The organism is Clostridium moutaii (genome assembly GCF_041205085.1).
In the GTDB taxonomy this organism is placed as follows: Bacteria; Bacillota; Clostridia; order Clostridiales; family Clostridiaceae; genus Clostridium_B; species Clostridium_B moutaii.
Window position 1 is genome coordinate 23,728 of the sequence record NZ_JBGEWD010000005.1, and the last position, 15,363, is coordinate 39,090.

Consider the following 15,363-nt stretch of genomic DNA (forward strand, 5'->3'; position numbering starts at 1 on the left):
AAGCATAAACAACTTCACTTTGGCCATGAGAATCTACAAAGTTCATTCCCTGATAGTAGGTATACTTATGTCTTTAATAATTTTTATTTTAGCATGTGCTTTAGATTTAGTTTTCATGAATAACAAGTTCTAGAACATCTGGGCGTGAATAATGGCCTGTTCCATCAAATTCCATACGGCTAAGTGGAACCTGCTCCATATCGATGTCTACATAAATAATTTCTTCCTTATCCCATACAGGTTCTGTGACGTAATGTCCAAATGGATCGACAATGCAGCTACCGCCAGTAAGAACACCGTCTGGTAATTTTGCTATTTCATCCGGACAATGGAAGATATCAGGATACATATCTTTTGTCACATATTGATTGACATTAATTACATAACAGTGTCCTTCTATTGCTATGTGACGTATTGTGGTTTGCCATTCTTCATTGTTGTTTGTGTTAGGTGCAAGATAAAGTGTAACTCCTTTCATATAAAGAGCTACACGTGCCAAAGGCATATAGTTTTCCCAACAGATCAAACTACCCATATTTCCCCAGGGAGTATCAATGATAGGAAAGGCACCTTCATTACCGTCACCCCAGATGAAGCGCTCTGCACCGGTTGGTTTTAATTTACGATGCTTGCCGACAAGCTTTCCTTCCGGTGAGAAAAACAGATTAGTACAATAAAGGGTACAATTATTGATATCTCTTTCTGTGATACCAAGACTGACATAGGCATGTACCTGACCGGCTGCTTTGGCGATGCGGTCTGTATCAGCACTTGGTACAATGACAGAATTGTCGTAATAAACTTTCCAGTCTTTTCTACCCTCCTCGGTACGACTGCCTACGGTAAAGCCAAAGGTTATTCCATATGGATAGCAAGGAACAAAAGATTCCGGAAAGACAATCAGATTGGCACCTTGCTTTCCGGCTTCAAGAATTTCCTGAACAACTTTATCAATGGTTGCATCCTTATTAAACAGAACAGGTGCTGCCTGTATAAGAGCAACTTTACAATCTTTTTCTAATTGTTTCATAATAATACCTCCTATTTTTTAATAATTATAGCATATAAACTAAAGGATTACACTGCTTCTGTGCCTCTTATAAGTGATTTTGTTATAGATTAACAAGATATTCATACTGCTTTTATTTGGTAATGAAATTCTTAACTTTTGAATCAAGCTAAAATTTCTCAATCTAATGCTCAAGTTTAGTATGTATAATTCTTCTAAGTTAATATAAACTTGACAAATATAGAATATTATTTCATAATTTATATAAAATAATAAAGTATTTATAAAATTAAATATTATATCTATTGCAGGGGTGCTTAAATGCTGAGATGAAAAAAATTCGATCCCTTTGAACCTGATCCAGTTAATACTAGCGAAGGAAGCAATTATTAAATAACTTCTTTACATTTTTTGTGTAGAAGTTTGTGAAGCTAATTTTATTGAGCATGTATGCAATAGATATATTGTATGCATGCTTTTATTATTTAAAATTTTAATTTATAAGGATAAGGAGAGGTATAAGATGAATTATACAACACAGATGGATGCAGCTAGAAAAGGTATAGTAACAAAAGAAATGAAAACAGTAGCTGAAAAAGAAAATATGGATATAGAAAAATTGATGAAATTAGTTGCAAGGGGAAAGGTGGTTATACCAGCTAATAAGAACCATAAGAATTTGAACGCTGAAGGTGTAGGTAAAGGATTAAAAACCAAAATAAATGTAAATCTTGGAATTTCTAAAGACTGTAATAATATAGAAGAAGAAATTAAAAAGGTAAAACTTGCTATTGATATGAAGGCTGAAGCAATAATGGATTTAAGCTGTTTTGGTAAAACTCAAGAATTTAGAAAGAAAATAGTTGATATATATTTTGGTATGATTGGAACAGTTCCTATGTATGATGCTGTTGGATTTTATGACAAAGAATTAAAGGATTTGACTGCAGAAGATTTGTTAAATGTTGTAGAAACTCATGCGAAAGATGGTGTAGACTTTATGACTATCCATGCAGGTATAAATAGGGAAACAGCAAACATCTTCAAGAGAAATCCAAGACTGACTAACTTGGTATCAAGAGGTGGAACTCTGCTTTTTGCGTGGATGCAGTTAAATAATAAAGAAAATCCATTCTATCAGCATTTTGATAAAGTACTAGATATATGTGAAAAGTATGATGTAACTATAAGCTTAGGAGATGCATGTCGTTCAGGTTCAATTTGCGATTCTACAGATGCAAGTCAAATTAAAGAGTTAATGACTTTGGGAGAACTTGCAAAAAAAGCATGGGATAGAAATGTACAGGTTATGATAGAAGGTCCAGGGCATATGGCACTAAATGAAATACAAACTAATATGATGCTTGAAAAGAAACTATGCTATGATGCTCCATTTTATGTACTTGGACCTATAGTTACGGATGTAGCACCAGGTTATGATCATATTACAAGCGCTATAGGAGGAGCTATTGCAGCATCTAGTGGAGCAGATTTTTTGTGCTATGTAACACCAGCAGAACATTTAAGACTACCTGATTTAGATGATGTAAAAGAAGGAATAATTGCCACTAAAATAGCTGCTCATGCAGCTGATATTGCAAAGGGAATTAAAAATGCAAGGAAATGGGATAATGAAATGAGTAAAGCAAGGAGAAATCTTGACTGGAATAAAATGTTTGATATTGCTATAGATCCTGAAAAAGCAAAAAAATATAGAGAAAGTTCAAAACCTGAGGATGAAAAAACCTGTACTATGTGTGGAAAAATGTGTGCAGTTAGAAATATGAATAAAATAATGAATGGGAAGAACATAAACATTCTAAGAGATGATGATTAGATGATTGATATTGATAAATTTAAAGAAGAATATGGAGAATACTGTCTAATTTAATAATGAAAGTGTAAAGAATTTTGGGACTGTAATTAAATTTGTGTAAATTCAAATTTGATTACAGTCTTTTTAAATGCACAAATGGTAATAATATCCATAGATATACTCTAGAAGCAATGAACCTCAATCAAAAATTCTTATGTCAACAACATGAAAACTCCGATCCTATTTGTAATTATTATTGCACATATTAATAAAGTATTTATGAAATTGAAGGTTATCAGTTAACTCAGGGTGGAAGGAGGTTGCTAACATATTAAACTGTCTTACGGCCACAATGTTTTCATTAACTTTACATAATACATGTACATCATCATTCACTTTAGTTATATAAGGAGCCCTGATAAATACCAATGGTATTTTTTCGGTGCAAACTTCATTTATTTTTTTTTGTATTAAAAAGCTATTGATTTGACTTCCGTAAGCATTTCTTTTAACAGTTATATCCATTACCTGCATATGCCTTACCACATCATTTTCAATATTTTTTGCAAGAAGTATCATTCCGGCACAGGTTCCCCATACAGGAAAACCATTTATTATTTTTTCTTTGAGTTTATCAAGAAGACCTGTTTTCTTTAGTAATTTACCAATAGTTGTACTTTCCCCGCCTGGAAGAATAATTCCATCCAAATTCTCCAGTTCTTCAGGTTTTCTTACTTCAATCGTTTCACAATCAAGGTCTTTTAAATGATTAATATGCTCTATTACTCCACCTTGAAGTGCAAGTACACCTATTCTCATTTTACCAGCCTCTTTCTTCAAATCTGTTAGTTAATTCACTGCAGTTTATACCAACCATTGGTTCTCCAAGATTTTCTGATACTTCAGCAATAATTTTAGGATCATTATAGTATGTTGTTGCCATAACTATTGCTTTAGCTCTCTTTTCTGGATCTCCTGACTTAAATATCCCAGAACCAACAAACACTCCTTCAGCTCCTAGCTTCATCATAAGTGCTGCATCAGCAGGTGTAGCTACTCCTCCTGCAGCAAAGTTAACTACTGGAAGCTTTCCGTTTTCCCAAACAAACTCTATTAGATTAAAAGGAGCTCCAAATTCCTTAGCTATAGTCATTAACTCATCTTTTGGTGAATTTTTAACTCTTCTTATATCATCCATTATGCATCTCATATGAGTAACAGCTTGAACTACATCTCCAGTACCAGCTTCTCCTTTAGTTCTTATCATAGCTGCTCCTTCACCGATTCTTCTTAAAGCTTCACCTAAGTTTCTTGCACCACATACAAAAGGAACATTAAAGCTTGTTTTGTCTACGTGATATTTATTATCAGCAGGAGTTAGAACTTCGCTTTCATCTATAAAATCAATTCCAATAGTCTCTAGTATTTCAGCTTCAACAAAATGTCCTATTCTGACCTTTGCCATAACCGGAATAGATACTGCTGCTTTTATCTCTTTTATCATCTTCGGATCAGACATTCTTGAAACTCCACCCTCTTTTCTTATATCTGCAGGTACTCTTTCAAGTGCCATAACTGCACAGGCTCCTGCTTTTTCAGCAATTATAGCCTGTTCAACATTTACTACATCCATAATTACTCCGCCTTTAAGCATCTGCGCCAAGTTTTTATTTAATTCATATTTTGACATAAATACAACTCCTCATTTATTAATTTTTTTAAATGATTATATCATGTACATTACAAAGTTCAAATGTAACGATACAATCATTTAAAAATGCCCCTCATCTCGGATAGATTTTTAACCATTATTTTTTCCATTAATTCTATTAGATTGAATAAGTTTAAGGCTTAATCTCGTTAAACTTAGATTTAGTAAAAAAAGATGTTCAATCTGAACATCTTTTTTGATGTATTTATTAATTTTAATGGGAAATGTCGCGAAGCAGTAGAGTTTTATGCAGAAGTTTTTGAAACAGAAAAGCAGTAAATTATGTCATTTTGAGATACTCCAGCTGATTCAGAATTTACTATTCCGAATGAAGCAAAAAATTTAGTTACTACTAAAATTATGACGGCATGACAGAAAAAATTATTATCTTTAAAGTGACTAACTAAAAACAATAAACTATATTTATAGGGTTTAAGTAGTATAATTGAAAGACAGAAATTACTACAGAATTATATCCTATAGTAATTTCTGATCCATGGACTTTATTAAGAATGTTGCCTATTGAATTCTTCCTTAATTGCAGTAAGCTTGTTTTTATCTGTCAGCAGAGTGAGCCCTGTGAGAGCCAGTGCTTTAATTCCAATTAACAGAGCTTCATCACCTTGTTTTGATATTGCCGCCTCACGAAATTCAGGAGTATGTCCTACTAGTTTGTCATCACCGATTTTTATATGGGGGTGAATAGTCGGAACAACATGGCTTACATTACCTGCATCCGTGGAACCAAGGCCTTCAGGTATTTTATTATCCAAATTAATTCCAAGTAATTTAAGATTGTCTGCAAATACTTCATCAAATTTACTATTTAGTAGGAAATTATCTATTTCATTTTGAAAAAAGCTTATGTTGACTTTAGAACCGGTGATTAAAGCTGCACCTTTGGCAATATTTATAATCTTTTTTGTGACCTCATCACAAGTACTTCTTTCAGCAGCGCGTATAAAGAATTTGGCCTTAGCATAATCGGGAACAATATTTGGCGCATATCCTCCATCAGTTATAATGCCATGTATTCTCACATCACTTGTGACATGCTGTCTTAAGGCGTTTATTCCATTGAATAATTGAATCACTCCATCCAGCGCATTTATACCTTTTTCGGGACAAGCTGCTGCGTGAGCTGCTTTCCCTATAAACTCAAATTGAATGGGATCGTTGGCCAAAGACTTAACTGTTTTATAATTATTATTTCCAGGATGGATCATCATGCATGCATCTACACCATCAAATAAATTATGCTTTACAAAGCTTGCCTTTGCACTGCCGTTTTCCCCGCCCTCTTCGGCAGGAGTTCCAAATACTAAAATTTCTCCACCAATTTCATCTATGAGCTTTGACAGGGAAATAGCTGCTGCTGTACTTGCTGTACCTATGATATTGTGACCGCAAGCATGGCCTAAATTAGGAAGAGCATCATATTCGGCTAAATATCCTATAACGGCACCAGAATTTTTATTTGACTTTTTCCTGGCTATAAAGGAAGTCGAGTGTCCTGCCACAGCTTTTTCTATGGAAAAACCTTCCTTTTCCAAGGCGTCTATAAGCAATTTGGAAGAAAAAAACTCCTGGTTTCCTATTTCAGGATGATTGTGTATTAGGTGACTTATATTTATATAAGTGTCCTTCTTGCTTTCAATTTCATTGATTATTTCATGCTGAAAATTTTTAATAATGTTTGTACTCATAATATGAACCTCCTCTTTAAATAAAAAAATCTTCTTTGAAATAAAGAAGAGATATATACTTATTTGTAGATTTCCCTTCTTATCTTTCAAGAATAAACTTGTTGGAATTGGCACAGTATCCTAAATAGGATCTGCTGCCGAGGTTTCAAAGGGCCATTCCCTCCACCTCTCTGGATAAGAATTTTACATATTGTATTGACTATTAAACATAATAGAACTTCTAGTTATTTTTGTCAATAATAAAAAAATTAATATTGCGTATTGACATAATAAAAATAAGTTGTATAATCTAACTTATAAAATAAATTCGTAAAAATTAAATATATCCTTATCAAGAGAAACTGAGGGACTGGCCCTTTGAAGTTTCAGCAACCACATATATGTGATGGTGCTAAATCCAGCAGAACGTTGTTCTGAAAGATGAGGAAAGGCATAAAAACCCTTCCGCGGGTTTTTTTTATGCCTTGCATCCTCTTCTTTGTATGAAGAGGTTTTTTATTTTATATATGAAATTACTGCAAAATTGCAATATATGATTTTGAAAAAATTAGTTGAAATTTTAAAGGAGGAAAAAGGATGATATGGCTAAAAAATATCAACAAGATTTATACAAGTAAAACTAATACAGTTGAAGCTTTAAAAAATATTAATCTTCATATTAAAGCTGGTGAAATTTTTGGAATTATAGGATATAGTGGTGCCGGGAAAAGTACCTTGATTCGTTGTATAAATTTATTGGAACAGCCAACTTCCGGAGAAGTAATTGTAAATGGAAAGAATTTAACTCGTTTATCTTCAAAAGAACTGAGAAAAAGTAGGGAAAAAATTGGAATGATATTTCAAAATTTTAATCTTATGAAAAACAGAACGGTATTTGAAAATGTGGCCTATCCTTTAAAGGGAAAGGGTTTGAGTAAAAAAGACATAGAAAAAAAGGTGCTGGATCTTTTAAAACTGGTGGAATTAAGTGACAAAATAAATGTATACCCTTCACAGTTAAGCGGTGGACAAAAACAAAGAGTTGGAATTGCCAGGTCACTGGCAAATGACCCTGAAGTGCTTTTATGCGATGAAGCAACATCCGCTTTGGATCCACAAACAACTCAGGCAATTTTAAAACTTTTAAAAAACATCAATGAAAAATTAAAATTGACAATAGTAGTTATAACCCATCAAATGGAAGTTGTGAAAGAGATATGTCAAAGGGTTGCAGTAATAGATTCCGGTAAAATAGTGGAGGAAGGAAATATTATAGATATATTTACAAATCCAAAAGTCAATATAACAAAGAAATTTATATCCTCATTATTTCACTATGAAAAAATCTACGATTTCCTCAAAGAGGGAAACTCTGTAGGTGAACTAAAACAAATAACGGAAGGAGAAAGTATTGTTAAAATATCTTTTACAGGGCAAAAAACAGGCCAAGCTTTTATTTCAAAGATTTCCAGGAAGTTTAAAATAGATGCCAGTATACTGTTTGGAAATATAGAGATCATCCAAAATGTACCTATAGGAAACTTAATAGTAAAATTAAGCGGTACGGATGAAGGAATAAATAGTTCAATAAGGTACTTAGAGGAAAACAATATACATGTGGAATATGTGGATATTAAAAAAGATGATGCTAAATTAAAGGTTGGAAATAATTAGACTTAAAATATGCAGATTAAAAAAATTTTGTGAAGGTGATAAATAATGATTGAATTTTTAGGAAAGATAGCACCAAATTTGGTGACCTTATATCCTGAGATGATAAAAGCAATATTTGAAACTTTTTATATGGTAGCCATTTCAGGAATCATATCAACAGTAGTTGGAACAGTCATGGGAGTCACCCTGGTTGTTACAAAAGAGGGAGGTATACTGGAGAATAAAATTATTAACAGTATACTTGGCAAAATAATAAATATTTTCAGATCCATACCATTTATTATTCTCCTGGCAGCTATAATTCCTCTTACAAGACTTTTAGTAGGTACTACCATAGGTACAAAAGGAGCTCTGGTGCCGCTTATATTCGGGTGCACTCCTTTTATTGCCAGGCAAATTGAATCAGCACTGCTTGAGATAGATAAGGGGGTGATTGAGGCTGCACAATCAATGGGTTCAAGTCCTTTTGGAATAATTTTTAGAGTAATGCTCCTTGAAGGACTGCCAGGTATTATACATGCTCTTACAATAACAATTATAAGCCTTATTGGATTATCTGCCATGGCAGGTACCGTAGGGGGAGGCGGTCTAGGAGATTTTGCCATACGCTATGGATATCAATATTTTCAGACAGATGTTATGGTAGCCACAATAATTGTACTTTTAGTTATTGTAAATCTTATTCAACTTGTAGGAGATGTTTTATCAAAATTGACAACACATTAATTTATAGACTAGGGAGGTCTTGAAAATGAAAAAAATTATAGGTTTATTTTTAACAGTTATATTATCTTTTGGAGTCTTGGCAGGTTGCGGTTCCAGCAATAGTACTGGACAAACTACCAGCAATAAGAAACAGGTGGTGAAGATAGGCATAACTGGTGATGATCACAAGATTTGGGACAAAGTTAAACAAAATCTGGCAAAAGAAAATATTGATTTGCAGATTGTAAGTTTTTCAGATTATGTACGTCCTAACTTGGCACTTTCCGACGGAGAAATTGATTTGAATTCATTTCAGCATTATGCTTATCTGAATAAATTTAAGACAGAACACAAACTGAAGATCAGTGCTATAGGTGAAACTGTACTTGCACCACTTGGAGTGTATTCAAATAAAATAAAATCCATTAAGGATGTTGCAGAAGGTGCAAAAATAGCTATTCCAAATGATCCAACAAATGAAGGCAGAGGATTGAACCTGCTTCAAAGTGCTGGCTTAATAAAATTAAAAGAAGGGGTGGGTCTTCTGCCAAAACTTCAGGATGTAACTGAAAATCCAAAGAATATTCAATTTGTAGAACTTGTTGCCACCCAGATTCCAAGATCACTTCCAGATGTGGATGCAGCAATAATAAATAGTGGAGTGGCTATAGATGCCAAACTCAACCCAGTTAAGGATTCAATTTATCTGGAAGATGTATCCAATAAAAATGCAAAACCATATATAAATGTAATTGTGGCTAGAGACAAAGACAAAAACAATGCCACTTACAAAAAGGTAGTCAAAGCGTATCAAACTGATGAGATAAAGAAACTTATAAAAGACACATACAAAGGAGCAGAAATTCCAGTTTTCTAATTCTGGTTAAAAAATTGCAAATTTAGAAAATGTTATGCCGTGGGAAAATATTGTTTCATTAAGGCATTTACTTGTGGAGAGGATTTAGATAAAATAGATGTTATATAAATTGTAATAGATAAAAATAATATTAGCAGTATTTGGAGGAGGTTATTATGAATAAAAGTTTTGCTACAAAGCTCATTCACCTTGGAGAACAAAATTCGGAATCCATTTCTAAATCCAAGACTTTACCTATTTCTATGACTTCTGTATTTGCTTTTGATGATGTAGAAACATTAGATGAAGTTTATGAGGGAAAAGCCAAGGGGTATGTGTATTCTAGAAATGGGAACCCGGTTCATGATGCATTAAAGGAAATAATGTGCAGTATTGACGAAGGAGAAGATGCCCAGGTTTTTTCCTCTGGAATGGCAGCTGTTTCCATGTCAATTTTATCTCTGGTAAAGTCAGGAGATCATATAATAGCAGACAATGTATTATATGGTGGAACTTATCAATTCCTTAAGAATGAATTGAGTAAATTCAATATAGATGTTACTTTTGTGGATACCATAAATGAGCCCATAGAGAAACATTTTAAGCCCAATACAAAGCTGGTGTATGTGGAGACTATATCAAATCCACTGATGAAGGTGGCTGATTTAAGAGCAATATCTAATATTGCTCACTCTCACAATGCAAAATTAATTGTGGACAATACTTTTGCCACTCCTATAGTATGCCAGCCAATAAAATTTGGGGCTGATATAGTTGTATACAGTGCCACCAAGTATTTGTGCGGTCACAGTGATGTAACTGGTGGAATTGTAGTTTCAAATAAAGAACTTACCCAGAATATAAGAAATATAGGGGCGCTTTATGGTCCTATGATGAGCCCTTTTGATGCATGGCTTGTTATAAGAAGCCTTAGAACTTTGGAGATTAGGATGATACAGCATTCCAATAATGCTATAAAGCTGGCAGATTTTTTGGAGAATCACAGTAAGGTGAAAAAAGTTTATTATCCAGGATTAAAATCTTCACCTTCAAGGGAAATAGCCAGCAAAAACTTTATCAATGGCTTATATGGAGGAATGCTAAGCATTGATGTAGTTAATGGAGAAAGTGGAGCTTTTGAACTCATAAGGGCACTTGACACTATAAAATTTGTACCTAGTTTAGCAGGAGTGGCCACATCTGTTTCCTATCCTGTAAAGACTTCTCATAGGGCACTAAGTGATGAAGAACTGCACAAAGCAAATATATCTAAGAGCCTTGTACGTATTTCTACAGGGCTGGAAAATGTAGATGATTTAATCTCTGAATTTGACAGGGCACTGAGTAAAATATAATATTTTGAGTAACTTAATAGAATAATTTTTAACCGTCAGTATGAAATATGCTGACGGTTTTTAAAATTATTTGAGGTAAATATATTTGGTATTTTTTTACTTGCTTATAAAAAAAGATTATAATATAATGTCAATATGAATTAAATTAAAAATTTCATTATAAATAGCAAACTCTATGAAAGTAGAGGACGCAAAGCTGCGGGTCTAAAGCTGTTTTAGCCATGATAGCCGGGTTGCTGATGTTTATGATTTTATAACTTATTATCTGAGCTATAGTACTAAAACATTGGTACTACAGCTCTTTTAAATTTCCATAAAATTAAATGCAGAAATTAATGTTAAAAACTAAAAAGCGTGAAAATATTTTATATATACTCTAACAGGCGCCAGGAGGAGGAATGAGTATGAAATTTACAAGGAGAATACCAATTATTTTTTTAGCAGCAATGTTTATATTACTGATACCAATTATAAAAGCCAGTGCATCTGAGGTAACTCGTTTAAGTGGACAAGATAGATATGAGACCTCGGCAAATATTTCAAAAAACAATTGGTTGACTTCTGAAAATGTAGTACTTTCCAGTGGGCAGGGAGATGACAAGTTTGCAGATGCATTGGCGGGAACAGCACTTGCTTATGAAATCAATTCTCCTATACTCTTGACAAACACAGACTATATACCGGAAGTGATATCAAATGAAATAAAAAGACTTAATGTAAAAAATATTTATTTGCTTGGCGGAACTGGAGTAATAAGTAGTGCTGTTGAAATTAATTTAAAAAATCAAGGGTATAATGTTGTTAGATTAAGTGGACAAAGTCGATATGAAACGGCAGCTAAAATTGGAGAGGAAGCTGAGAAATATAAATCAATTACAGGGGCATTTTTAACTACTGGATATAAATTTCAATATGCTATGGCTGCATCACCTTATGTAGGGAAAGAAAATGCTGTCATATTATTTACAGATGGAAATTCATTAAATCCCACTACCAAAGATATGATAAATAAGCTTAATATAAATAAGGTAACTATAATGGGAGGTAATGATGTCGTTTCACCTAGTATAGACAACCAGCTTAAAGACATGGGTATTACTGTTGAAAGAATAGATGGAAATATGCCGGAAGATTTTACCACTAATGTGTTGAATTCACTTGGAAAAGATACAACTGGCCTGGCAGTGGCAAGTGATAGGGCTTTTGCGGACAGCCTTTCAGGTTCTGTAGTAGCAGCTAGAAATAATCTTGGCATGGCTTTGATTGATAATGAGTTCAATTATAATATAAATGAAAATAAAATAACTAAAATTTTGATTTACGGCGGATATATGTCTATTTCCCAGCAGGTGGAAAATCATTTAAAAAATATTGTTGGTATAGAAAATAGCAGTAATTCAGTTATAAATCATGGTGCCACATCTAATTTATCAGGGAAAGTGGATAAGCCTATTTTAAGTGATAAAAAAGATTGGTATGAAGCTATTAAAGCCTCACTTTCAAATTGTCAAGATCAACTTATATATGATAATATTCATTCTTCCACTATGCCGGAAGATATTGTAAAGATTGTATTGGAACAAAACCCGGATATGGACTATGTTGAAAGCTATAATGTTTCAAATAATGGAAGCATCCGTTTTAACTATAGATTTTCAAAAGATGAATTGACAGATATAAAAAATAAGACCAATGAAAAAGCAGCGGCGGTTCTTTCTAATATAATTAAGCCAGATATGACACAAACAGAAAAAGCAAAAGCAATACATGATTACATTGCAGTTAATGCAAAATATGATTATGATGGCTATATAAAAAATACGGAACCAGTTGAGGATTATACGGCATATGGAATTCTGGTTAATGGTACAGGTGTATGTCAGGGATATGCGGCAGCATTTAATTTGATGGCAAGGATGTCTGGCATAGAGTCCATAGCTGTATGGGGAACTGCCAATGGAGGAACTCATGTATGGAATATGGTTATGCTTGACGGCAAAATTGGATATATAGATACTACCTGGGACGATCCGATTCCAGATAGGGAAGGTCAAGTTATATATGATTATTTTGATGTAAATGAAGAGCAAATAGCAAAAGATCATTTATGGGATAAAGGAAATTTTACTGAAAATTATCTTGATTATTAATGATACTTCATTTACCTGTTATAAATTTCAAATATCAAAATATGGTTGAAGACAAGATCTGCTTATAAAGGGCAGATCTTGTTTTATATTAAGAAAGGTGTCTGTATACATTAATTTTATAAAAAGCTGTCTTATCATATTTTAGTAAAAATATGATATAATTATTGAAATTACAATAATTAATTGTCTTTCTAGAAAATTTATTTAAAACAGATTTATTTTACAAATATTCTATATTTATTTATAATATTTTTAGATGTAGGAGTATATTCTTACCAATAACACACCTTAAACTATAGAAAAAGAGGTAAATATTATGGATTTAAATGGATTAAACCCACAGGATGTAATATTTGCATTAGATATAGGTACAAGATCGGTAATAGGTACTGCAGGAATAGTACAAGATAAAAAATTTAATGTAATATCAGAGCATTGTATGGAACATAAAGAGAGAGCGATGATGGATGGTCAGATACATGATGTGGGGCTTGTAGCAAATTCAGTAAACATGATAAAAAAGCAAATAGAAAAAGACTTGAATATGAAAATAGAAAATGTATCTATAGCAGCTGCAGGAAGATTCTTGAGAACTGTAACAGTGAAAGAGGAAATGGAAATTGATTATGATAGGGAAATAAACAGAGATACTATAAGAAGTTTAGAGCTAACAGCAGTAAAATCTGCAGAAAAAAAAGTAAGTCAAGATACAAAAGGAAGGCTGTATTGTGTTGGATACAGTGTAAAAGGTTATTATCTAAATAATTATCTTATAAGCAATTTAATGTACCATAGGGGAGAGAAAATATCAGCAGAAATTATAGCTACGTTTCTCCCTCGCTCTGTAGTGGACAGCTTATATTCTGTTATGGAGAAAGTGGGGCTTCAGGTAGTAAATCTGACTTTGGAGCCTATAGCAGCTATGGAAGCAGCTATTCCTCAGAACTTGAGACTTTTGAATCTGGCTTTAGTTGATATTGGAGCGGGAACTTCAGATATAGCTATAAGCGATAAAGATACTATAAGTGCATATGGCATGGTATCTCAGGCTGGAGATGAAGTTACTGAAATAATATCACAAAAATACATGGTGGATTTTAATAAAGGCGAGGAAATAAAAAAGCAGTGCAGTGAAGTTAAAGATATAACTTATACAGACGTTTTAGGGGTGGAAAACAAAATTTCTTCTGAAGAAATACTAAAGCTCATAAGTCCTGCTGTAAAAAAAATAGCAGATGAAATTGGCAGCAGGATAATAGAACTGAATGGTGGAAAATCCACCAATGCAGTTTTTTTAGTGGGTGGAGGAGCACATACTCCCAGGTTGAAGGAGTTTTTAGCTGAAGGATTAAATATACCTCTTAATAGAATTGCAATAAAGGATAGACAATCAGTTCAGGAGTGTATTTGTAAGGATAATTCTCTTGGAAGTGCCGGGGTAACGGTTTTGGGAATAGCTTTAGTTTCCATAAGAAGATTAGGACATGGGTTTATAGATGTAATGTTAAATGGAAATGTGATAAGCTTATTTAATTCCCACATCCATACGGTTATGGATGTGATGCTGCAAGCCGGTATAAGCCCCAATAGTCTTATAGGTAAAAATGGTAAAAACATAAGATTTATTGTAAATGGAATAAAAAGAGTGGCTTTTGGAACCCTGGCTTCCAATGCGGAAGTAACTATAAATAGTTTAAAAAAGAGTATGGATGATAAAGTCAAAGAGGGAGATAATATAGAAATAAAATATGCAGTTGATGGAAAAATGGCTTCTCCTAAAGTTATAGATTATGTACAAAAAGTATATTCCATAAGTTTTTTTATGAATGATATAATAGAAAATTTGGAGCCGTTGGCATATATAAATGAAAATAGAATGAACATTGACAATTATATAAATGAGGGAGATAATGTGAGCATAATATTTCCTAAAACTCTTGAAGATTATAAAAAATATTTTTCAGATAAAAATGAGGAATTTATATACTATTTAAATGGAAAAAAGTTAGGTGAAAATTATGTAATAAATGAAGGAGATAGGATTTATAGAGTGTCCAAAAATTCTGTGGAACCAAAAAAAGATGAGGAAATAGTAAAAGAAGGTTTAAGTTTAAAAGAAGCAGCTTTAGATGAGGAAGATAAAAACATTGAACCTGAAAAAATAGAAAACAATATTAAGAAGCCCGGTGCTGATGAAATAACCATAGTCGCAAATGGGAAAAATGTAGTACTTAAGGGAAAAAAAGATTATATATTTGTAGATATATTCAATCACATAGAGTTTGATTTAACTAAAGTAAAAGGAAAACTGTATTTGCACTTAAATGGCAACGATGCAAGTTATTATGACACCTTATCAGAAGGAGACATAATAGAGGTAGGATGGGAATAAGTTTTCCTAT

The 15,363-nt window shown here is 32.9% G+C and carries 11 protein-coding genes and 4 riboswitches; of the genes, 7 read left to right on the forward strand and 4 right to left on the reverse strand.

All coding sequences use genetic code 11. From position 1 onward, the window contains the following. Positions 1–106 precede the first annotated feature (106 nt). Positions 107–1,030, reverse strand: a complete 924-nt coding sequence (locus AB8U03_RS06655; RefSeq protein WP_369703767.1) for a carbon-nitrogen hydrolase family protein — start codon at positions 1,028–1,030, stop codon at positions 107–109. Between the two features lie 278 nt (positions 1,031–1,308). Continuing rightward, positions 1,309–1,408: riboswitch (TPP riboswitch) on the forward strand. 124 nt (positions 1,409–1,532) lie between these two features. Here AB8U03_RS06655 and thiC point away from each other — a divergent pair. Next, positions 1,533–2,846: a phosphomethylpyrimidine synthase ThiC gene (thiC, locus tag AB8U03_RS06660; protein ID WP_369703768.1), complete on the forward strand. Its 1,314-nt coding sequence runs from the start codon at positions 1,533–1,535 to the stop codon at positions 2,844–2,846. Positions 2,847–3,065: 219 nt separating this feature from the next. On the opposite strand, the gene pdxT is transcribed toward thiC, so the two are convergent. The 3 genes from pdxT to AB8U03_RS06675 form a co-directional block, all read right to left on the reverse strand. Next, positions 3,066–3,644, reverse strand: coding sequence for a pyridoxal 5'-phosphate synthase glutaminase subunit PdxT (pdxT, locus tag AB8U03_RS06665; protein ID WP_369703769.1), 579 nt, complete (start codon positions 3,642–3,644; stop codon positions 3,066–3,068). Between the two features lies 1 nt (position 3,645). Then, a complete protein-coding gene (gene pdxS / locus AB8U03_RS06670; RefSeq protein WP_369703770.1) occupies positions 3,646–4,515 on the reverse strand; it encodes a pyridoxal 5'-phosphate synthase lyase subunit PdxS in 870 nt (289 codons plus the stop codon). A 527-nt stretch (positions 4,516–5,042) separates the two neighbouring features. Next, positions 5,043–6,242, reverse strand: a complete 1,200-nt coding sequence (locus tag AB8U03_RS06675; RefSeq protein ID WP_369703771.1) for a M20 family metallopeptidase — start codon at positions 6,240–6,242, stop codon at positions 5,043–5,045. Positions 6,243–6,318: 76 nt separating this feature from the next. Further along, positions 6,319–6,423: riboswitch (SAM riboswitch) on the reverse strand. A gap of 144 nt (positions 6,424–6,567) precedes the next feature. Further along, a riboswitch (SAM riboswitch) is annotated at positions 6,568–6,669 on the forward strand. Between the two features lie 149 nt (positions 6,670–6,818). Here AB8U03_RS06675 and AB8U03_RS06680 point away from each other — a divergent pair. The 6 genes from AB8U03_RS06680 (at position 6,819) to AB8U03_RS06705 (ending at position 15,353) form a co-directional block, all read left to right on the forward strand. Then, on the forward strand, positions 6,819–7,895 hold the full coding sequence (locus AB8U03_RS06680; protein WP_369703772.1) for a methionine ABC transporter ATP-binding protein: 1,077 nt from the start codon (positions 6,819–6,821) through the stop codon (positions 7,893–7,895). A gap of 45 nt (positions 7,896–7,940) precedes the next feature. Next, on the forward strand, positions 7,941–8,621 hold the full coding sequence (locus AB8U03_RS06685; protein ID WP_369703773.1) for a methionine ABC transporter permease: 681 nt from the start codon (positions 7,941–7,943) through the stop codon (positions 8,619–8,621). A gap of 25 nt (positions 8,622–8,646) precedes the next feature. After that, positions 8,647–9,477, forward strand: coding sequence for a MetQ/NlpA family ABC transporter substrate-binding protein (locus AB8U03_RS06690; protein ID WP_369703774.1), 831 nt, complete (start codon positions 8,647–8,649; stop codon positions 9,475–9,477). Between the two features lie 155 nt (positions 9,478–9,632). Further along, a complete protein-coding gene (locus tag AB8U03_RS06695; RefSeq protein ID WP_369703775.1) occupies positions 9,633–10,811 on the forward strand; it encodes a trans-sulfuration enzyme family protein in 1,179 nt (392 codons plus the stop codon). A gap of 155 nt (positions 10,812–10,966) precedes the next feature. Further along, positions 10,967–11,052, forward strand: a riboswitch (cyclic di-GMP riboswitch). A gap of 163 nt (positions 11,053–11,215) precedes the next feature. Then, positions 11,216–12,961 (forward strand): cell wall-binding repeat-containing protein, encoded by a 1,746-nt coding sequence (locus AB8U03_RS06700; RefSeq protein WP_369703776.1) that lies wholly within the window; start codon positions 11,216–11,218, stop codon positions 12,959–12,961. Between the two features lie 316 nt (positions 12,962–13,277). Next, positions 13,278–15,353, forward strand: a complete 2,076-nt coding sequence (locus tag AB8U03_RS06705; protein WP_369703777.1) for a cell division protein FtsA — start codon at positions 13,278–13,280, stop codon at positions 15,351–15,353. Positions 15,354–15,363 lie beyond the last annotated feature (10 nt).

Bases quoted from the DNA above. Each gene is read 5' to 3' on its own strand.
- thiC (WP_369703768.1), top strand. From the start codon at position 1,533: ATGAATTATACAACACAGATGGATGCAGCTAGAAAAGGTATAGTAACA.
- AB8U03_RS06685 (WP_369703773.1), top strand. From the start codon at position 7,941: ATGATTGAATTTTTAGGAAAGATAGCACCAAATTTGGTGACCTTATAT.
- AB8U03_RS06675 (WP_369703771.1), bottom strand. From the start codon at position 6,242: ATGAGTACAAACATTATTAAAAATTTTCAGCATGAAATAATCAATGAA.
- pdxS (WP_369703770.1), bottom strand. From the start codon at position 4,515: ATGTCAAAATATGAATTAAATAAAAACTTGGCGCAGATGCTTAAAGGC.
- AB8U03_RS06680 (WP_369703772.1), top strand. From the start codon at position 6,819: ATGATATGGCTAAAAAATATCAACAAGATTTATACAAGTAAAACTAAT.
- pdxT (WP_369703769.1), bottom strand. From the start codon at position 3,644: ATGAGAATAGGTGTACTTGCACTTCAAGGTGGAGTAATAGAGCATATT.
- AB8U03_RS06705 (WP_369703777.1), top strand. From the start codon at position 13,278: ATGGATTTAAATGGATTAAACCCACAGGATGTAATATTTGCATTAGAT.
- AB8U03_RS06700 (WP_369703776.1), top strand. From the start codon at position 11,216: ATGAAATTTACAAGGAGAATACCAATTATTTTTTTAGCAGCAATGTTT.
- AB8U03_RS06690 (WP_369703774.1), top strand. From the start codon at position 8,647: ATGAAAAAAATTATAGGTTTATTTTTAACAGTTATATTATCTTTTGGA.
- AB8U03_RS06655 (WP_369703767.1), bottom strand. From the start codon at position 1,030: ATGAAACAATTAGAAAAAGATTGTAAAGTTGCTCTTATACAGGCAGCA.
- AB8U03_RS06695 (WP_369703775.1), top strand. From the start codon at position 9,633: ATGAATAAAAGTTTTGCTACAAAGCTCATTCACCTTGGAGAACAAAAT.